Genomic DNA, 19,758 nt, shown 5'->3' with positions numbered 1-19,758 from the left:
TTGACATCTCCCCGCTTTAAAAAGACGGGGATTCTAATCGGTGAATAGAAGCGGGTTGAAACCGCGCTTCTATTCGATTACGATATATTTTAGAAAGGCTATCCAATTTATATCGTTGTGGCACTGTCAAAGATGCCCTACCCACCTTATCTAGAGAAACCCCTAGCTGTGTGGCTACTTTTTTAATGATCTTGGCCGCACCGTTGCAATCAGCATTAATTAATTGACCACTAAAAGCTTTAAACAAACCTCTTTTAATTCTTTTACCTGATGACTGCCACCCTTCGGGTTTCTCACCGAATTTAGGTAGCGAATCACCATCTAAAAAAGAAGCCTTTGAGGTGTAGCTTTCCTCAGTCTCAACGAATTTAATCCCGTACTTTTCACACAATTGACCAATGCGATTTTTAAGCTTCGCTGTGGGAATACTAACAAATTCTTGATTAACTTTCTTTCCTAACTCAATCGAGTCTTTTTGTCGCTGATTCCCTCCAAAAACGACAGTAGAAATGTCATGGCCGAGACACCAATTGATAATAAAACGAGCAGCTTTATTGGTAGCGTCTCTCATCTGTCGGTTACGCCTTTCGGTTATTTTAGCTAATTCATCATCCCAGTAACCCTGCGGCTTACCAGTCTTAATTTGAGCAACTCGCTTGTTATACCATTGATTTTGAGACTTAACCTTTTTTCCGTCAAAGATAAAAGACTTTCCCGTGTTAGAAACGCAGGTTAACCAGTTACCCAATCCGTGATCTATTCCTAGCACATTGTTATTAGGCTTAACTTTTTCTTGATCGGGTTGCTTATAAACACACTCAAGATAAAAACTAAGATTTCTAGGAACGATCCGAAACTCTTTAATGTCTTCAAACCTCAAATTAGACGGCATTGGCAGATAAAAACTATCAATCCCGAACCAAGCTTTTACCTGATCCCCCAACGAAAACCTTAACCCTTTTTCGGTTAACTTCACACATCTTGCCCTATAGGTTACTACTGCCATCCCCCCTTTCTTTCGATATTTAGGTGGTCTAGGCTTATTAGGTAATTGCCCTTTATTCCAGAGACCTAAAAGCCCTTTATAGGAAGAAAAAGATTCAGCAACATCATGGAGCAATTGTTGAGCGCAACATGACCGCATGGCTCGAAAATGAGGGTGATTTTTCAACTGAGAATCAAGGTCATATTTACCGATATATCGCCCTGCCTTAAAAAGCATTTGCCGACAATAATAAATACCACAATTAGCCAGCTTGTTAGCTTCTTCACAGACAAACTCTAAGACAGCCCTTATCTCGCTGTCTGTATGGATGAGAACTTCTTGAACTCCGTACATCTTGACTTACCTCCTGTATATAGGCTAGGTTGGAAATACACTATTTGTCAAGGGTAGATGGAAGATTATAGAAGAAATCCTCATTCGGTAACAATACTTAACTATCACTTTGTCTGGTGTCCAAAACGGAGAAAAGCGGTATTAAAAGGGGACATTAAGTTAAGAGCGCAGTCGATTATTTTTGACCTGTGCCAAGAAAATAACTGGAGGTTGGTCGCAACGCGAGAACGCATTAGAAATAATGCCAGATCATATTCATTTATTTTTGGAATCAGACCCTAGTTATTCCCCGACCACAATAATTAAAAGAATCAAAGGGAGACTATCTCATCACTTAAGAAAAGAATTTCCAGAATTGTTAAAACTACCCACTCTGTGGACTCCTAGCTATTTCTGCTCAACTGCTGGCAACGCTTCTACGGAAACTATTAAAAAATACATTGAGAATCAAACTAATAAATGATACAGGGGGATAAATCCCCTTGTTCGCTCGACTACCATCCGTTAAAACGGATGGCTAACCCTCGCTCACGATTTCTCTGGTTTTTGTCGTCAGGCTAAGTTTAAGTTATAGTTTTAAGTATTTAATTAGAGTTTTTGCATAATTAATTTTCGAGAGTGCAAAAATGAGAAAAATAGACATAAAATTGCATAAAATCTCTAAATAGAGCATTTAATTGATTAATGCTCATTCTTAATTCTCCTGACTCCTGACTCCTGACTACTGGCTCCTCACCTAACGGAAGATTTTTGATTTTTGCAAGAGGTCTATTGACTAACAAAGACTAGAGAAGGAGTAAAGGTAAAAGATGTCAATTAATGAATACAATTTTGTTCAGGTTTTGCTTCTAGGGATGATCGATCGGTTAGAATGGTAAGACGCTCAACGATAACAATTATGACTTTACTAGCGAAATCTTTAGAGGAACTGACCGACTGGGTAAAAGACCAGGGACAACCCGCTTATCGGGGTAAACAATTACACCAATGGCTATACGAAAAAGGAGTGCATTCTTTGGCTGATATTTCCGTATTCCCCCAAGAATGGCGCAGCAAGATGGCAGACTATCCTATTGGTCGTTCCCTTATACATTATCGCAGTGTAGCACCCGATCGCACTCGTAAATATCTGCTAAAACTGGCCGATGGTTTAATTATCGAAGCGGTGGGAATTCCTAGTGAAAAAAGATTAACAGTCTGTGTTTCTTCCCAAGTGGGTTGTCCCATGGCCTGTGATTTTTGTGCCACGGGAAAAGGGGGTTTTACTCGTAATTTAAAAGCTTATGAAATCGTTGACCAAGTGTTAACAGTACAGGAGGATTTTCAGCAGCGAGTTAGTCATGTGGTGTTTATGGGGATGGGGGAACCTTTATTAAATATCCCCGAAGTGGTGACAGGGATTCATTGCCTGAATCAAGATGTGGGTATCGGTCAGCGTTGTTTAACGATTTCTACCGTGGGATTGCCCCATAAAATCAAGCAACTAGCGGCACATAATTTGCAAATAACTTTTGCCGTTAGTCTCCATGCTTCTAATCAACAAGTTCGCTCCAAATTAATCCCCAGTGCCGACCATTATCCCCTAACTAATCTGATCCAAGACTGTCAGGAATACGTTCAAATCACGGGACGAAGGGTGACATTTGAATACATTCTTTTAGCGGGAGTTAATGATTTACCCGAACACGCAGGGGAATTAGCCAAACTGGTGAAAGGTTTTCAATCCCACGTCAATCTCATCCCCTATAATCCTATTCAAGAGGTAGATTATCAACGGCCTGATCAAAAGAGAATCAGGGCTTTTAAAACTATTTTAGAACAGGAAAAAGTCGCCGTTACTGTCCGTTATTCCAGAGGTTTAGCGGCCGATGCGGCCTGTGGACAATTGCGAGCGAGCGTCATGGTCAAATAAACTTGATTTGTTCACTACTCTATCATCAGTTTTCTCTGTTATAATTAGAGTAACAGAGGAGTTTTAGCGGTGTTGTTTGTTAATAATTGTAAAATTTAATCAAGATCGGGATGGTTATCGGGCAACACCTCAACGGTGGGGGCAAGTAACTGTTAAGTGTGCTTCTTTAACTAGCGGTTTTGGTTATACTGCCACGGAATTTTTTCAGAGAAGTAGATTTTAGTACTTGTCAACCGCAGTAACTCGACTGTTGGTGATTTTTTCGAGTTCAGGGGTAAGGATCATGAAAAGTCAAATATTAGCAATTGCAGCTTTAGGAACTTTAGCGGTTTTTAATTGTTTTCCTGGGGTAGCTTATAGTCAACCGCTACTTGTCGGCCAAGAACCAACCACACCCACCTTGATCGTAATTGATGATGAGGAGATGGCACAACTTCCTGTGCCTGTTCGTGATTTTTTGCAGCTTTACAAAGCGGGTAATATTGATGGGGCGGTCGATTTTTGGAGGGATAGTGCGATCAAATTTATATCACTACATTCAGATTCAAGTGAAAAAGATCGAAAAGATGCCTTAGATAAAATTAATCAACAAATTTCTATGGTAAAAAGTGTTTTAAAGGTATTCAATCAGGAGTACGGTGTCTGTAAAGACTATACGGTTCTGCAAGAATATACTAGCGTTCAAGATAGGTATAATATAAAAAGTTTCTTGCTAAGAACTCGACATGAACAAATTTCTCTTTTTTGGAGATTTACTACTATACAAACCCCTAAAGGGACATTTCTATTGTCCTTCCAGGTCAGTACAGATCTGCGAGACATCATCAAGGATGATAAGTAGTACGACATCAATCGACTACACTAGATCAAGGAGGTAGCGTTGCGACTTATCAGCAGGCTGATCTTCAAACAATTAACAGCGATCACTTAATCCCATTCAAGAGGTGGATTATCAACGGCCTGATGAAAAGAGAATTAAGACTTTTAAAACTATTTTAGAACAGGAAAAAGTCGCCGTTACTGTCCGTTATTCGAGAGGTTTAGCGGCCAATGCAGCCTGTGGACAATTGCGATCGAGCGTTATGGTACAATAAACAGGCGTAAATCGGCCATTAACTAGATTGCTAGTCTCCCTGCTAGGCTAAACTAGAGAACTATAACATCAATGTAGGAGCCATTTCGATGCAAAGTCTCTCTAGTGCCAAAGAAAATCGCCTTTTTGTCTATGAAGTCGTCGGTTTAAGTCAAAATGACAATACTGATAACCTAGATTATTCTATCCGTAAGAGTGGCAGTGTCTTTTTAACCATTCCCTATAGCCGCATGAATCAAGAAATGCGTCGGATTACCCGTTTAGGCGCTCGCATCGTCAGCATTAAACCCTTAAACGCAGCCGAGGTCTAGTAGTTCATAAAATAATCATCGCTAATATCTGTCCCCCGCTCTTGTCCTGATCAGGCAAACCAGGGGGATTTTTAGCACAAATAGGGAAAAGTAGCAGAAATCTTAATAAAAAGTAAAAATGCTGCAAATGTAACAGATTTTAACCAGAGAGTTGACCTATCCTTAAGGATAAAGATAAAAGCGATGTCTGTGGTTTTTTTAAGATAACTCTCAATTAGGCCTAGGTGTAGTGTACCGATGGTAGGCTAAACTATGGAACGATTATCGTGACTTGAGTTGGGAGTTATATTTAATGTACAGTCCGAGTACACTAGCGGGAAACCGTTTATTTGTTTACGAAGTGGCGGGTCTCAATCAAAACGACAATACTGACAGCTTGGATTATTCAATCCGTCAGAGTGGAAGCGTGTTTTTCACGGTTCCCTACAGTCGCATGAATCAAGAAATGCGTCGGATTACCCGTTTAGGTGGTCGTATCGTCAGCATCAAACCCTTCAATGGGATTGCCCCCGTAGCAACTGTTTCTAGTGCCTCCACACCACAGCCAATCGCTCAATCATCGCCCGTCCCCGAACAGACCAAGAAAAAGGCCATGACTCAAGCGAAAGAAAAAACAGATATCCCCGTCAACATCTACCGTCCGAATCAACCCTTTATCGGCAAATGTATCGAGAATTATCCTCTCGTTGATGAGGGGGGTATCGGCATCGTACAACACGTCACCTTTGACCTTTCTGGGGGCGATTTACGCTATTTAGAAGGCCAAAGTATCGGTATTATCCCCCCGGGTACCGATGCTAATGGCAAACCTCATAAATTGAGACTCTATTCGATCGCCTCCACCCGTCATGGTGATAAATTAGACGATAAAACCGTATCCCTCTGCGTGCGTCAGTTAGAATACCAACATCCAGAAACCAAGGAAACCGTTTATGGAGTTTGTTCCACCCATCTCTGTAATGTAGAGGTGGGTGCCGATGTGGCTATTACTGGTCCGGTGGGTAAGGAAATGCTGCTGCCCAGTGATGAAGATGCCACTATCATTATGATGGCCACCGGGACGGGAATCGCTCCCTTCCGAGCTTTCCTCTGGCGGATGTTCAAGGAACAACACGAAGATTATAAATTCAAAGGTCTAGCTTGGTTGATTTTCGGAGTTCCCAAAACGGCCAATATTCTCTACCAAGAAGAATTAGAGAAAATCGCGGCGGAATTCCCCGATAACTTCCGTCTCACCTATGCCATCAGCCGGGAACAGCAAAATCCCCAGGGCGGCAGAATGTATATTCAACACCGGGTAGCCGAACACGCTGACGAAATCTGGAATCTACTCCAAAGTCCCAAAACCCACGCTTATATGTGCGGACTTAAAGGGATGGAAGATGGTATCGACGATGCTATCAGTGGTGCTGCCAATAAAAATGGCACCGATTGGTCTGTCTATCAGAAACAACTGAAAAAAGAACATCGCTGGCACGTAGAAACCTACTAAACCAGAAAGGTTCTCTGAAAATTTTTGCGGGTGGGCATTGCTCACCCTTTTTGTCTTGGCTTCGGTTAAGATCAGTTTCTTAAAAGACCTTTAAAAAGATGAAATTCTCTCGACGCTTTTTTCCCGTTTTCCTTGCCCTCTGCTTACTGTTTATTTTGCTGCCCCAGGCCTGGAGTTTTACTAATAGCCAAAAACAAATTCTGGCCGATTTAAAAACAGCCGAGATTATTTATCTGGGGGAAAGGCACGATAGTCAAGCCGACCATCAGGCCCAATTAGCTATTATCGAGTATTTACAGGCTAATAATCCCCAAATAGCGATCGCTTTTGAGATGTTTCAACGTCCTTACCAAATCTATTTGGATCAGTATTTAGCCGGCAAAATTAGCGAAAATCAGTTGAGAGAAAAAAGTGAATACGACCAACGTTGGGGATTTGATTGGGAATTTTACGCCCCGATCCTGCGCTTGGCCAAGGCGAAAAAACTACCAGCTATCGCCCTAAATACACCCACGGAAATCACTAGAAAAGTGGCACGGGAGGGCTTAGAAAGCCTCTCCACCTCAGAAATGACCTACATTCCCCCTAAAAGCGAAATAAACCAGGATAACGAGGAGTATCGTCAACAGATCTTAGCCGTTTATCAGCAACACACGGGGGGCAAAAGTCAGGGATTCGATCGCTTTTTTCTGGCACAGGTCCTCTGGGATGAAACCATGGCCGATGCGATCGCTAAATTCTGGCAAGCTCATCCCGACTATCAGATCATCGTCCTAGCAGGAAAAGGTCATATTGCCTACGGTTACGGTATTCCCAGTCGAGTCCAAAGAAGATTAGGCGATCGCGTCATCCAGCGCTCGGTTTTCTTGGGAGATGCTCCTCAATCATCACCAGCAGAAACCAAAAAACCCGCCGATTATTTTTGGCAAGAGCAAAATTAAGCCCGTCAGGAGTTAGGAAGCAAGGGATGATAAGCTAAGATGCCAGTCTTTCAATTTAGTAGATAATAGGTCTGAAAAACTGATTATTTATTTCCCCTTTTGCCTTTTGCCTTTTGCCTTTTGCCTCTCCTCTATGAGTAGCCTATACTCAACGGATTTAGTATAATAAGTCTGAAAAACTGAGGCTATTTTATGATTAATTTAACCTGTCAAGATACCGAAACACTCGATCGCATTTTAGCTGTGACTCGTGCCGTCGGTTGGGGTGGTGCTAAAATTCTCCAATCCTACCACCGCGGTGAACAGGATTTAGCCGTCAACAAGAAGAAAAAAGGCGGACCTGTGACGGCGGCGGATTTAGCGGCAAATAACTATATTTTAGGGGAATTACAAACAAATTTTTCTGATATCGACTTTGGTTATCTGAGCGAGGAAACCCATCAAGGCAATGAAGCTATCCCGAAAGATTGGGTATGGATTATCGATCCTTTGGACGGAACCCGCGATTTTATCAACAAAACGGGAGAATATGCCCTACATATCGCTTTATGTTATCAGGGAAGACCGATCATCGCCGTGGTTGCCCTACCTGATCAAGAAAAACTCTATTTTGCCCAAAAAGGAAAAGGCACTTTTCTAGAAACTAGCCACGGAAATATTACACAGGTAAAAGTTGCCAATAAAGATAAAATTACCGATCTCTATCTGGTGGTTAGTCGTACCCATCGCGACCAACGTTTTGATAATTTATTAAGTCAAATACCCTTCTTCGGTAAAAATTATGTGGCTAGTGTGGGCTGTAAAATTGCCACGATCCTCGAACAAAAATCCGATGTTTATATCTCCCTATCGGGGAAATCGGCGGCTAAAGACTGGGATTTTGCCGCTCCGGAGTTGATTTTAACGGAAGCAGGCGGCAAATTTTCCTATTTTGACGGTCAACCCGTGCGCTATAATCGCGGCGATGTGCGGCAATGGGGGGGGATCATGGCTAGTAATGGTCCTTGTCATCAACAACTTTGTCAGTTATCCACGGCAATCCTCGCCCAAATTGATGCCACTGTCTAATTTCTGCCCCCCTAACCGAGAATCAGAGATCGGTAGAATGGAAAAAAACCAGATCGAGCAATGTTACGGTTAAAAACTTGGCAAGGGTTGATTTTAGCAGTTCCGATCGCCGCCGTGGTGATTTTTCTGATCGTGGCCGCCGGCTTTCAGATACATCAATGGGGTTTGAATTGGATTTGGGCAGTTTTTACCCTGATTTTTGTCGCTTGGCGCTTCCTGTTGGTCAAATGGACGCGCCCAGTGGTCGGGGAAATTGAAGCCGCCATTGGGGAAATTAAGGCAGAATTAACCCCTCCTGACGGTGATTCCGGGGGCAATGTCGAGGAAATTATCGAGAGGATTATCGTCGAGGCCCGCAATGATCGCCCGGTTTGGGAAGATTGGGCGACTTTTTGGCAACGCTGTCAGGATTTGGTCAGTGCCATCGCTCATATATATTACCCCGATGTCAAGTACCCCTTATTAAATATTTACATTCCCCAGGCCTACGGTTTAATTCGGGGAACTGTGGATGATAGCGATCGCTGGATGCAGAATCTTTCCCCGGCCCTGAATCAAATCACCATCGGGCAAGCCTATCAGGCCTACGAAGTTTATCAAAAATTGCAACCCTCAGCCCGGAAACTTTGGCAAGTCTGGAATTGGGCGCAATGGGTGATCAATCCCGCCGCGGCTGTGGCTAAAGTGGCCAGTCAAAAGTACAGCGATCGAGCGGATCAGCAATTATTAGTCAATTTAGGGCAAGTTTTGCGGGAAAATGCCCTGAGAAATCTCTCTCGCCAAGCGGTGTTACTCTACAGTGGCAGTAATCTCGCCCCAACTCTCCCCACCAAGACGAAAATCGCCACTACTACTCTCAAGGAAATTCTCGCCCAAGCTGAACCAATCACGGAAATCGATCGCCAACCGGTTAATATTCTGCTGGTTGGACGCACCGGGGCCGGCAAAAGCAGTTTAATCAATACTCTCTTTCGGGCCGATTTAGCCCAAGTGGATCTATTGCCCAGTACCGACGCGATCCAATCCTACCATTGGCAAACCCCAGAAGGAGACGAGTTAATCCTCTGGGATACCCCGGGCTACGAACAGGCAAATCGGGCTTATTATCGGCAAAAGGTTCTCAATTATGCCGAAAACGCCGATTTATTGATTCTGGTAACTCCCGCCCTCGATCCCGCCCTGGCCATGGATGAGGCTTTTCTTAAAGATTTGCAACAAACTATTGACAATTTACCAGTTATAGTCTGTGTTTCTCAAGTTGATCGCCTGCGTCCGGTGCGAGAGTGGCAACCTCCCTATAATTGGCTGACGGGAGAAAGTCCCAAAGAAGTCAATATCCGCGAATGCTTGCAGTATCGGGCGGAATTATTCGAGAATCTCTGCGATCGCATTTTGCCGATGGTCAGTCAACAGCCGGATAGAGAAGCTTGGGGGGATGAGGAGTTATCAATCGCTTTGCTGGGGGCAATTTCGCCCGCAAAACAGTTGCGTTTAGCCCGTTTTTTAGTGGATTTAGAAACTCGAACCCTGGCAGCGGCGAAAATAATCGATCGCTATACTTTACAGATGGCCACGGGGCAAGGTTTAACGGCCCTATTAAAAAGTCCTATTCTCGGTTTTATCTCCACTTTAGCCACAGGAAGACCGACCTTAGCCTATCTTTTAGCTGAACAAATTCCTGTGGAACAATTACCAGTAGCGATCGGTAAATTACAGATGGCCTACGAGCTTTATTCTCTCTTGAATCCGGAGAATAAAAGTTTTGATTTATTGGCACTTTGGCCAATACTATTAGAGAATTCTAGCACTGCCGACAAGGAAGCTTGGGCCTGGGGTCATGCTCTGGTAGAATATTGGACAAAGAACCTATCGATCGAACAGTTCCGGTCAAGTTATCAGGGGTATTTAGAAACGACAAAAACAGGCCTTTAACCAGATTAATTAAGCTAAAACTTTCTTCCAATCTAAAAGTATAGGAGAGTGGGGAGGAGAGGTTTCTGGGGTTGAGATTTCTGTCCCTTGTACTAAAACTACCAATAAGAGAGATTTTTTCGTGTTTTTTTAAAAGTTCTATTCATTTCTTTCATTTTCCGAGTTTTCATCGTTAGTTTTCGACGAACTACCCAAACCACTAAAATAAAAGGCAGTGACTGCTGTAGCTATTGGCCCCAAAAAAGTATAAATTGTCTTAGAAGAATCATTAATTAGGGTTACCGCTTTATCCACTCTACTTTGTACTTCTTGTTCTTCGATAGCTTTCAAATTTATATTTAAATTAAAAATTCCAAGAGAAGCAAAAGAAATGAGACAAATAGAAAGAATTTGTAAACCAGCAGTGGCTAACAATCCCAACCAAAGCCACTTTGCTAAGGAACCAGCTACTTTAGTATTAAAATTATGTCTTTGGTCTGAGGGTGATATAGCTGTAGCTGGTTTATCAAATTCAGATACTTCATTGTCTAAATGATAAGGCTCCGGATTCTTCTTTAGATTATGACGCACAGAGTTCCTTTCAGTTGGAAGAGCCAAAGAAGCGCTGGGAGCTTTTGGGTTGTTAACTTCCTCTGTCTCATTTTTTGAATCACTGGTCATAACTAAACAATTAGTAGTGGTCTCTGTTCATTACCTTTTTGCAGTATTAATTGAGTATCTTCCTCCGTCTCAGTTTTAGCATATAAAGCCATGAGTTTTAATCCTTTACGAATGACTTCAGACTCTGTTAAGTCTAGCTCTTTAGCTATTTCTTTAAGATATTCAGAGTCCTTTTGACTAAGATTTACTCGAAATTGTCTGGTAGCCATTTTTTTTTGTTAATTCAGTGAATGGATTGTATCGATTCACTGATAACTGATCACTAAGGTCGAGAAGAGCCATTTTTACCATTGAGGGCTATAGTAGGGTCAATTCATGAATTGACCCTACAGTTTGATTTAAGGGTTGTCATCGTCCTTTCTCATAGATGTCCATAATAGTCTGCCTTTAGAAACTTAGCATCCTAACTACAGTATCCTATCTTACCCTAATTACACCAGATATGTCAACCAACTATTACACTGGATATGTCAAGCAATTACACCAGATATGTCAACTATGTCAAATCAACATAAACGAGTCCTGACGGTACTCAATGGGTGCAATAGGTCAAATACCATCAACTTATCGACTTATTTGTTATTAAAAGGCTATTTTTCGCAAATTTTAACCAAAATAATCTTAGGTTTTATTCATGCTTAGGTACAATAGGGGGTATAATAGGGTATTTAGTAGGTGGTATTATATATACATATATGCAAGGCATAGCAATGGGTGTAATGTGGGTGTAATGTGGGGTTCAATAGATACCACAGTGCTGAGTTCCTATGGTATGATAGTTCCATCAACTTTTAGATAGATAAAAGTATGGCAGACACAACTAAACAAGTGAGTATGCTAGAATTGGAGTTAGAAGATGATCTAATCAGACAAATTGAAGATGTAGCTGATTCTGGTTGTTTTTCAAAAGATGAATTATTACAAAGTATTTTAGAAGCATGGAGATAAGCTAAACGGCGCTTAACCTGCATGATCCAACAGCTATAACCCTTTTGGAGTCTATATCGGTGATCCGAAGTAAAAGCCGTTTAGCTTATCATCAGGCCTATATACATAGACTTGAAAATATGGTTCAAATAATCAATATTAAGTAATTCGATTTGAGGGTAATGTGGAATGATTACTATCAAATGATTACCTGCTTATTGTTTTGAGCTAACAAAAAAATTTATCACTATTTTCTTGAACAACAGTCTATTAAACTTTCATAACAAGTAACCCTGAGACAATTATCAGTTTTAGCAATTATTGAGATGTTAATTTATTGTAAGCAGAAATAATCGCCGCATTTTCCCAATCATCATCAAAAGGGAGCGCATCGGGATCTGACAAAGCATTAGCCTCGATTTCTGCATCGCTCATCGATTTAACTCGCTCCCAATCGGTTAAATCTTGCCTTTCCTCTTTTGTGTTAACAATCCCCATCTTGGGGGATACTCTCTTGATACTTTCTTCGCTCACGTTCGTTTGCTCTCCTAGCACTAATCAATCGGCAAGTTTCCCCTCTTATAGTATAGACAACATAACAGATTATCCCGTTTAATTGTCCCAGCAAACACATCCTTATTTCTTGGTAATCTTGGCGATTATCTTCTCTGATTAGACAGTGACCATCGAAAATAGGAGGAACAGCCGCAAAATCTATCCCATGCTTCTCTATATTAGAATATCTTTTAGACTGATCCCAGTCAAATTCTCTAAATTGCATAAATAAATCTCCAAAAATTGTCTTTGTAGAGAATTATTCCTATATCTCCTCCTTACCTATCGTTTTGAACGAACAAAAATTTTTATCACTATTTAAACTTCAATAATTTTTTGTTATATCGATAAATTACTAGCCCTAAACGCAGAAATTTTGAAAAAGCGAAGCCTCCGCTTCTACTATAATCAGAGAAGGGTAATTGAGACAATTTCTGCATCACCTTAAATAGCTCTTTAGGTTTTGCGTCCGAGAAAATTAATAATCTGTGGACTAATTTCTTTTGACCAATGTTCTTGGGGATAGTGTTTCGCTTCTGCGAGGGGGATTAATTCCACTCCTGATTTAGTGGCTAATTTTTCGACAGTGACAGAAGATAACCAAGGATCGCCCATTCCCCAGACAAAAAGGATAGGTTTTTCAAAGTTCTCTAAACCTGTCTCAATTTCTGCCATAGTTTTCGATAGGTTTAAATTGCGAATCGTGGCCAGTAAAGCGCGACCCACTGCCGAAGTTTTTAGATAAGGTTGACGGAAAATAGCCAGATCTGCATCACTAATCACAAAACCGCTACCGGTTTCTAAAGTACGATCGACTAATAAGGGATCTTGAGTCGCCATATCTCCGAGGAAAGGTATCCCCCATTGTTTCATTATCCAGGGTAATTTAACATCACTGGAGAGGGGAGTATTTAAAACGATCAAACGCTCAATTTTATCGGGATTTTCTAGGGCGTATTGTAAACCGACGGAGGCTAAAAAACCCTGGACAATGAGGGAGATTTTCGGCAATTGGAGAGCTTGAATAAAATCGGCCAAGGCTTGACAAAAAGCGCTAGGTGTGTAGGCGAAATCTCTGGCATCGGGTTTAGCGGATAAACCGGAACCGATCCAATCGGGGGCAATGGCATTAATGTTATATTCTTCTAAACTGGTTAATAATTCCCGCCAAATATAGCCATGGGCGGGTAAACCATGGAGTAGGATCACGGGGGTTGTATCCGGTTGTTGATCGGGGTTAACCTGTCGATAAAACCACTTGAGAGAGCCGACTTCGAGAAAATTTTCTAAAATAGCCATGGTTAATGGGGGATTAATAATCATTAACCATTGTCCAACGTCTAGGAACCGATCGCACCGGCAAATTTCCCACCCCGGCAGTTATAGGGAGCTTGCGTCGAGACTTTGTGCTTCTCCGGGGGTTAAGGGTAAATGAAGACCGCATTCTTGTTTTAAACCCTTGAAACGGGTGTCTCGTTCGTTGCTATCATCGGCGGTTAAAGGCCGACTGGAGTGCCAATCGCCGACGGAGACATAACCCAGATCAAAATAGGGATGGTAGGGAAGATCGTATTTAGTCAGATACTGGTATATGGTTTTGGCATTCCAGTCAAGGATCGGTAATATTTTGTAACGTTCGCCCTGTGGATTGACCCATTGGAGAGTTTTGCGGTGGTCGGTTTGGTCGCGACGTAAACCTGCTAACCAAGCGGTGGCCTTTAATTCCTTCAGGGCCCGTTGCATCGGCTCCACCTTGCGGATTTTGTCGTAGAGATTGAGGGAGTCCAGATCGTTATTTGACCACAATTTACCGTGGATTGCTTCCATGCGGGCGGGACTGAGGGGAGATTGATAAACTTTCAGGTTTAAATGGAGGCGTTGGCTTAAGTCTTCGGCAAATTGATAGGTTTCTGGGGGAAGATAGCCGGTATCGATCCAAATGATGGGAATATCGGGGATAATTGCGGTGACGAGGTGCAACATCACCGCCGCTTGAATGCCGAAACTGGTACTCATCACCAAACCTTCCCCAAAGGTGGCTTCCGCCCAAGCGACGATTTCTGCGGCGTTAGCGGAGTCAAAACGTTGATTAATTGTGGCCAGGTCGAGGGATAGAGGGTAGGAAAAAGACCGGTCGGCAGTGGGGATGAAGGCAGTTTCTAGGGCCTGTGGATGAGAATTAAGCAAGTGTAAATCTGGCATTCTGGCTAAGATTTAAGATATTAGTAGCGGCGGATACTGATAGAGTCCAATCTATCCATTAGGGTTCGAGAATAGAGTCACCTCCATCTCCTCCCCTTGAGAAACGTGGGTGAGACTTTCGCCTCCGACGGCTCCTAGTTTAACTGCTTCATTGTTAGGGATACAGCTTGACAATCGAGGGCCGTTTTATCGAAAATTTGGGTTAAAACCCCGTCGTTTTACGGTTGAGAATCTATATACTGTACTTCTACTATATCTGATGGGGTGAAGTGTGGCCCACACTAGCGACACCCTCCTTTCTCAAAAATCTCTCTGGTTACACTAGGTTAAGCAAGATGGGGAGGAATTGCCGCTAGTTTTTGCAGTTGTTTTTCAATATTGGCCTTTAATTGGGTCCGGGAGATTTCTTTTCCCGTTTGAGCAGTGTGTGCATTTTCCAGAAAAATAATACTATCTACTTTTTCTAGGGCAAATAATTGGAATAAAAGATGGGTTACGGGAATCAGGAGCGTTGATAGGGGTGAATTGGGGGTATTTTGAGCAGATATGGCCATTTTTTCCGTAGCAAAGGCATAGATTACCCTTTTCTCCTGTTGCGGCTGCCGCCGATGGGCTAAGGTGGTTAGTAACCAATCACCCTGGCTATTCTGCACCACATAGTATTGTAAATGTTTTAACTGTCTGGCCATGGCCGCAAGGACGGGATTAACCGCTTCTTCCATGACTACGGGGGCCAGTCCGTAATTGACCGCGTCTCGACTTAAAATATGCAGCTGTGCCTTTAATTTCATGGCTAATCATGTCTATAAACTAATCGATGGCGATGACATTCATTCCTTGACTCGGCAACCCCAGTTAAAATTGTCGTCGTGAAAAGATAAGGATGGAGATACCCAATAATAGACCAGTATAAACGAGACTGTAGAGGGCATTAGCGATTAAGACATCAGCACTAGGCAGCAAACCATAAACGGCCTCGTTTCTAAAATTTAATCTCTCTAAATCTGGGAGAATTAGATAAATATTTTTAGTGATAGCGAGGATATTGGCATTTTTGCTGATTATACCCAATTGGATCAGATCTTTGCTGATGTGACCCATGAGATAGACCCCAAAAGTCATTAACGTGGCTAAAATCGAACTGGTAAATACCCCAAAAGCGATCGCCACGGCTGCGATGAGAATTAATTCCAAACCGAGATAGAAAACCGAGACAATCAGGGGTAAAGCTTGAAAAGATACTTTCATCCCCGACAACATCAGCAGGTAAATCACCAACATTACCCCCAACATCACCGCTAAAACCCCGGACAAACCCAAGTGTTTACCGAGGATAAATTCGGCCCGACTCAGGGGTTTAGGAATCAAAACTAAAATAGTTCTCTTGTCAATTTCCTTATTAATTAGCCCTGTACCCACAAAAACCGCGACAATTACCCCTAATAACCCGATAGCGGCTAATCCCAAGTCAAGAAAGATTTTCTGATGGGTTCCCACCGCAATTTCCGGTAATAAACGCCAAGCGAAGGCCATCAACAAGGCAAAAAACCCGATAAAGTAAAGAATGCGCTCGCGGATAACCTCGCGAAAACTGTTAGCTGCGATCGCCCAGATTCTCAAGATGCTGATACCCATAGCCTTTCATCAAAATAATATCTGTTTTTCCTTTTGAGATTACCGCTCAACTAAACTTACTCAAACTTACTTAAAAGCCTGAAAGCTTAGTCATTCGTAGTGGTTCAAGCACGGAGCGGGTTAAACGGCAAACCCTTTCTTCCCTGGTCAACGACATCAGGAATTACTTTTCTAATGATGTTAAATGCCCCATTGACATCGGCATTTAACGATTGATTTGTTCCCATTTTATCAATTCCCCTAGCTAACCTTTTTCCCTTAAATAATGGTTTTTCTTCACCATATTTAGGTAACTCATCCCTATCTAAATCACTCGATTGTGAGGTAGAGGATTCTTCAGTTATTATGACTTTTATTCCTTTTAATTGAGCTTTATAGGTTAACATTTCTCTTCATCTATAATGAGGAACATTGACCAATTGTTGATGATTCCTTTTTCCTAGATTAAGAGATTGTTTCATCCGCTCATCATGCCCAATTATTAACGTCCCTATTTGATGAATAATACACCAATCTATTACTCTTTTGCTGGCTGTGTGTAGGTAATTTTCTCCTCGACAGTTTCGTTTATGGGTTAGGAATATCAATTTTTGAGGTTTGAGGTTTTGGGTATGATTAGGTGTTGACACTCTCACCCTTAAGCCTACGGCTGTAACGGGAGATTGCTGCTTCTACTCCTCTTAACTAGACACAATCCGAAAATTATGCCCCCGTCAGACCGAATCCACCAGCATTTTAACTTAACGTCCACCGACTGCCAGGCGGCGGACGGAACTGAATTTTGTCTTCGGGCCGAGGGCGATATTTGTTCTGAGATACAAAGGATCGGGAGGTCAGTCCCCCTGATACCTTGCGCGCTTTACCGCTTTTCATATTTTAGCAAAATTTCCCAAAAGTGGAACAATATTTAATAACCGATTAACCTGTGCTTGTAAGTCTTCTTGACGATTTGCACTCAATAGGAATAACTCTGCATCTTGGGGAGAATGGATTAATTTTTGTTCCTGTTGCGTTAAAGTGTGACGACGAATCTGACTTAATCTCTCTAGGATAATATGACTATTAATGCCCCCAAAACCCATGGCACTCACTCCTGTCCGTAAAGGTAAGGAATTTGGCCAAATTTGCCCCTCTTTTAATACCTGTAACCTAGCCTTGTCTTCGGTTAACTGAGCCTGATGGCGCTCGCATCCCGTCACCAGTGGTAAAATTTGACGATGAACCGCCATAGTCACTTTAATTAACCCTGCTATCCCTGCCGCCTTAGTATGGCCAATATTCGCTTTAATTAAACCAATAACGGCCTTATTTACCGTATCTGGATGAACATGAGATAAGACTTCTAATTCGGTTGCATCACCGACGGCCTTTCCCGTACCATGGACTTCAAAATAAGCTATAGTATCCCCCGTAAATTCAGTTAGAATTATTTTTAGGTGTTCATGACAGCCAATTACGCTTTTTTACCCCTGAAGGTAAACTTGTTCCCACCCCTGAAGAAGTAGCAGAAAAGATGGCTCAGAAGTTACAAGATTTAGGGATAGATTGGCGAGATTTGGCTTAAGTTTGACCTGAAATCTTGAGCAAGCAAGCTGAAATGCAAATTATGAAGTAACCTGCCCAAATGCTATAGTTAGGCGTTTTTACCGCAATAATAAGCTGTTGACTATCTAAATTACTCGTTAAGACTGCCGGGGAGAGGGGAGAAGGGAGCAGGGAGAAGGAGTTTGAGCATTTGTACTAAAATATTCAATACGCAATTTAAATGCAGTACAGCTTCAACAAAAATCGAGCTATATTTGCCAATTCTCGACATAATTTGCTCTACTCTAAGAAGTAACTACATTCTTCCTAAGCCCCCAGTAGGAGGCTTTTTGGGCTAAAAAAGAAGGTAAGGTAACTATCTGAATTTTAAGTGCCTACTGATCATTTTTGGCAATATTTTATATACTAGGAATATAGAGATAAAAAAGAGGAAAACTGATGATTACTATACGCAAAGCTGAGGAAAGAGGCCACGCTAACTATGGTTGGTTGGATACCTATCATACTTTTTCTTTTGCCCAATATTATGATCCCCAACAGATTAATTTTAGGAGTCTAAGAGTTATTAATGAGGATAAAGTGATTGGGGGAAAAGGATTTCACACCCACGGACACCACGATATGGAGATTTTAACCTATGTTTTGGAGGGAGAACTAGAACACAAAGATAGTCTCGGCACGGGTTCCGTGATTCGACACGGTGAAATTCAACGCATGAGCGCAGGAACAGGGATAAAACACAGTGAATTTAATCATTCTGCCACTAATTCCCTCCATCTCCTGCAAATCTGGATTATTCCCGACAAAAAAGACCTAGAACCCAGTTACGAACAAAAAGCGATCGAATTTTCTCCCCATACCTTACAATTAATCGCCTCTCCCACCGGCGCAGGTAAGGCGGTTAAAGTCCATCAAGACGTTAATCTCTACGCAGGAATTTTGCCCCTAGGCCAGTCCCTCACCCATTCCTTAGCCCCCAGTCGTTATGGCTGGTTACAAGTGGCTAGAGGGCAAATAAACCTAAATGGCGTGCATTTACAAGCGGGGGATGGAGCGGCAATTAGCGAGGAAACTTCTTTGGCTATTCAATCTCTAGAAGACTCGGAAATTTTGCTTTTTGACCTAGGGTAGTGGGGTTGAGTGTTAGGGAGCCTAGGGGCTAGGTTTTCCTGCCAATTCCCCGGCCGACTTTTAGCCATCAATACTGTCCACCACGCTCAGAAAATCGTTGTGGATTAGCTCGGCGATAAAATTCTCCGGATCGGTGATAGGAACGGTAACGCCTTGGCTGGCTACCATCTGTGCGGCCATCCGAGTCATGAAGTCCTGTCTTGTTTCCGCCATTCTGCCCTGACATTGTTGTAATTTTTCCACCAATTCCAGTGGGGAATCGGCCACCAGTTTATCTCCCTCGCGGGTGACATAAATTGTCATCTTTCCTACCTCCTAAATGATTGGGAACGGGAATTCGGCACTACTAAACCACTTCTTTTCTCGCTATCATTATTGCCAGTTAGTTAGTCCCAGCCTCGTTCGTCTTTCCCTATTTCCACTATTTGTTCTGGCTTGTCGCCGGGTAATTATTATGGCGCTAGAGCCAAACTAACTTTTGCACGGGAACCTGCACAGTTGGCATTCATACCTTGATTCAGCAACGCCGATTTTTCATGGAGTAGTCTCCTTGTCGTCAGCTTGAAATTGAGGGAGGTGAGTACCCCCTTACAGAAATTCAATCAGATAGAAAACCCTGAAACTCCACCACCGCATTGCGTTTCAAACAAGGATTAATTTCCCTTCGTTTTACAGGTCCGTGATGGTTGACGGTAAACCGCAGAAGTCTGGCGCAATACTCGATAGCGAATTTGTGGTTGCTTTTCGAGACTTTGATAAACGTTTCGCAATCCGTCTTGCCAGAAGTATCTTTGAGCAACTTTTTCAAGCTAGGGTCAAAATCCATCGAATCGCCTGAGCATTGAAAAATTCCAGCTTCTTCCGAGCAGGGGGTGTTGGAGTCAGGATTCGTCGTGTCCCTTCCTTCGTTCCAGTTCCTTGACATCCTCGCCGCCGTAAAACGGACGGCGATTCCCAAACCTCACGATTTGGGTTTCTGCTTCTTTCCCGAAGGATTTTTCGCACCTGCCTTAAC

The 19,758-nt window shown here is 42.4% G+C and carries 22 protein-coding genes and 2 pseudogenes; 11 read left to right on the top strand and 13 right to left on the bottom strand.

Annotated elements, in window-relative coordinates; all coding sequences use genetic code 11:
• Positions 1-16: 16 nt before the first annotated feature.
• Entirely contained in the window at positions 17-1,339 is a 1,323-nt protein-coding gene (locus IM500_RS20655) for an RNA-guided endonuclease InsQ/TnpB family protein (RefSeq protein WP_287739449.1), read from the bottom strand.
• A gap of 57 nt (positions 1,340-1,396) precedes the next feature.
• Here IM500_RS20655 and tnpA point away from each other — a divergent pair.
• The 9 genes and pseudogenes from tnpA to IM500_RS20610 all read left to right on the top strand — a co-directional run bounded on the left by tnpA (position 1,397) and on the right by IM500_RS20610 (position 10,088).
• Positions 1,397-1,802 (top strand): annotated as a pseudogene (gene tnpA, locus IM500_RS20650) (IS200/IS605 family transposase).
• A gap of 435 nt (positions 1,803-2,237) precedes the next feature.
• Positions 2,238-3,251 (top strand): dual-specificity RNA methyltransferase RlmN, encoded by a 1,014-nt coding sequence (rlmN, locus tag IM500_RS20645; RefSeq protein ID WP_147073732.1) that lies wholly within the window; start codon positions 2,238-2,240, stop codon positions 3,249-3,251.
• A 283-nt stretch (positions 3,252-3,534) separates the two neighbouring features.
• Positions 3,535-4,092, top strand: coding sequence for a hypothetical protein (locus IM500_RS20640; RefSeq protein WP_190720031.1), 558 nt, complete (start codon positions 3,535-3,537; stop codon positions 4,090-4,092).
• Positions 4,093-4,180: 88 nt separating this feature from the next.
• Positions 4,181-4,345: pseudogene (locus IM500_RS20635) on the top strand (dual-specificity RNA methyltransferase RlmN); the annotation flags it as partial.
• An 88-nt stretch (positions 4,346-4,433) separates the two neighbouring features.
• A complete protein-coding gene (cpcD, locus tag IM500_RS20630) occupies positions 4,434-4,655 on the top strand; it encodes a rod-capping linker protein CpcD (protein WP_190720028.1) in 222 nt (73 codons plus the stop codon).
• Positions 4,656-4,947: 292 nt separating this feature from the next.
• Complete coding sequence (gene cpcD/petH / locus IM500_RS20625) at positions 4,948-6,147, top strand: bifunctional rod-capping linker CpcD/ferredoxin--NADP reductase PetH (protein WP_002762614.1); 1,200 nt, start codon at positions 4,948-4,950, stop codon at positions 6,145-6,147.
• Positions 6,148-6,245: 98 nt separating this feature from the next.
• Positions 6,246-7,088: a ChaN family lipoprotein gene (locus IM500_RS20620; RefSeq protein ID WP_190720022.1), complete on the top strand. Its 843-nt coding sequence runs from the start codon at positions 6,246-6,248 to the stop codon at positions 7,086-7,088.
• Between the two features lie 192 nt (positions 7,089-7,280).
• On the top strand, positions 7,281-8,156 hold the full coding sequence (locus IM500_RS20615) for a 3'(2'),5'-bisphosphate nucleotidase CysQ family protein (RefSeq protein WP_190359545.1): 876 nt from the start codon (positions 7,281-7,283) through the stop codon (positions 8,154-8,156).
• Between the two features lie 60 nt (positions 8,157-8,216).
• Entirely contained in the window at positions 8,217-10,088 is a 1,872-nt protein-coding gene (locus tag IM500_RS20610; RefSeq protein ID WP_287739448.1) for a GTPase family protein, read from the top strand.
• A 138-nt stretch (positions 10,089-10,226) separates the two neighbouring features.
• Here the strand turns inward: IM500_RS20610 and IM500_RS20605 are convergent, their stop codons facing one another.
• Positions 10,227-10,748, bottom strand: a complete 522-nt coding sequence (locus IM500_RS20605; protein ID WP_190720012.1) for a hypothetical protein — start codon at positions 10,746-10,748, stop codon at positions 10,227-10,229.
• Between the two features lie 2 nt (positions 10,749-10,750).
• Complete coding sequence (locus IM500_RS20600; RefSeq protein WP_002762605.1) at positions 10,751-10,957, bottom strand: hypothetical protein; 207 nt, start codon at positions 10,955-10,957, stop codon at positions 10,751-10,753.
• Positions 10,958-11,555: 598 nt separating this feature from the next.
• On the opposite strand from IM500_RS20600, the gene IM500_RS20595 reads away from it, so the two are divergent.
• A complete protein-coding gene (locus IM500_RS20595) occupies positions 11,556-11,696 on the top strand; it encodes a hypothetical protein (protein WP_242034545.1) in 141 nt (46 codons plus the stop codon).
• A 297-nt stretch (positions 11,697-11,993) separates the two neighbouring features.
• On the opposite strand, the gene IM500_RS20590 is transcribed toward IM500_RS20595, so the two are convergent.
• The 8 genes from IM500_RS20590 to IM500_RS20555 form a co-directional block, all read right to left on the bottom strand.
• The gene (locus IM500_RS20590; protein ID WP_024970469.1) at positions 11,994-12,173 is read right to left on the bottom strand and encodes a hypothetical protein; all 180 of its coding nucleotides are present in this window, start codon (positions 12,171-12,173) and stop codon (positions 11,994-11,996) included.
• Positions 12,160-12,456: a BrnT family toxin gene (locus IM500_RS20585; RefSeq protein WP_043995702.1), complete on the bottom strand. Its 297-nt coding sequence runs from the start codon at positions 12,454-12,456 to the stop codon at positions 12,160-12,162. Before IM500_RS20585 ends, IM500_RS20590 begins: the two co-directional genes overlap by 14 nt.
• Positions 12,457-12,686: 230 nt before the next feature.
• Positions 12,687-13,553, bottom strand: a complete 867-nt coding sequence (locus IM500_RS20580) for an alpha/beta fold hydrolase (protein ID WP_190720009.1) — start codon at positions 13,551-13,553, stop codon at positions 12,687-12,689.
• A gap of 57 nt (positions 13,554-13,610) precedes the next feature.
• On the bottom strand, positions 13,611-14,432 hold the full coding sequence (gene cysH, locus IM500_RS20575) for a phosphoadenosine phosphosulfate reductase (protein WP_287739447.1): 822 nt from the start codon (positions 14,430-14,432) through the stop codon (positions 13,611-13,613).
• 326 nt (positions 14,433-14,758) lie between these two features.
• Positions 14,759-15,223: a hypothetical protein gene (locus IM500_RS20570; protein ID WP_287739446.1), complete on the bottom strand. Its 465-nt coding sequence runs from the start codon at positions 15,221-15,223 to the stop codon at positions 14,759-14,761.
• Between the two features lie 64 nt (positions 15,224-15,287).
• A complete protein-coding gene (locus IM500_RS20565) occupies positions 15,288-16,067 on the bottom strand; it encodes an ABC transporter permease (protein WP_287739445.1) in 780 nt (259 codons plus the stop codon).
• Positions 16,068-16,171: 104 nt separating this feature from the next.
• Positions 16,172-16,453, bottom strand: coding sequence for a zinc ribbon domain-containing protein (locus tag IM500_RS20560; RefSeq protein ID WP_242034544.1), 282 nt, complete (start codon positions 16,451-16,453; stop codon positions 16,172-16,174).
• Positions 16,454-16,936: 483 nt separating this feature from the next.
• A complete protein-coding gene (locus tag IM500_RS20555; protein WP_479724314.1) occupies positions 16,937-17,467 on the bottom strand; it encodes a ketoacyl-synthetase C-terminal extension domain-containing protein in 531 nt (176 codons plus the stop codon).
• A 583-nt stretch (positions 17,468-18,050) separates the two neighbouring features.
• Here IM500_RS20555 and IM500_RS20545 point away from each other — a divergent pair.
• A complete protein-coding gene (locus tag IM500_RS20545) occupies positions 18,051-18,743 on the top strand; it encodes a pirin family protein (RefSeq protein ID WP_190719997.1) in 693 nt (230 codons plus the stop codon).
• A gap of 60 nt (positions 18,744-18,803) precedes the next feature.
• Here IM500_RS20545 and IM500_RS20540 read toward each other — a convergent pair whose 3' ends face one another.
• Both IM500_RS20540 and IM500_RS20535 read right to left on the bottom strand, forming a co-directional pair.
• On the bottom strand, positions 18,804-19,046 hold the full coding sequence (locus IM500_RS20540) for a hypothetical protein (RefSeq protein WP_002795543.1): 243 nt from the start codon (positions 19,044-19,046) through the stop codon (positions 18,804-18,806).
• 295 nt (positions 19,047-19,341) lie between these two features.
• Positions 19,342-19,569, bottom strand: coding sequence for a hypothetical protein (locus IM500_RS20535; protein ID WP_287739444.1), 228 nt, complete (start codon positions 19,567-19,569; stop codon positions 19,342-19,344).
• Positions 19,570-19,758: the final 189 nt, after the last annotated feature.

It is taken from the genome of Microcystis sp. M179S2 (assembly GCF_020245805.1).
GTDB classification, from domain to species: Bacteria; Cyanobacteriota; Cyanobacteriia; order Cyanobacteriales; family Microcystaceae; genus Microcystis; species Microcystis aeruginosa.
Note: the sequence above shows the minus strand (reverse complement) of the source record. Positions and strands in the feature narration are given on the sequence as shown.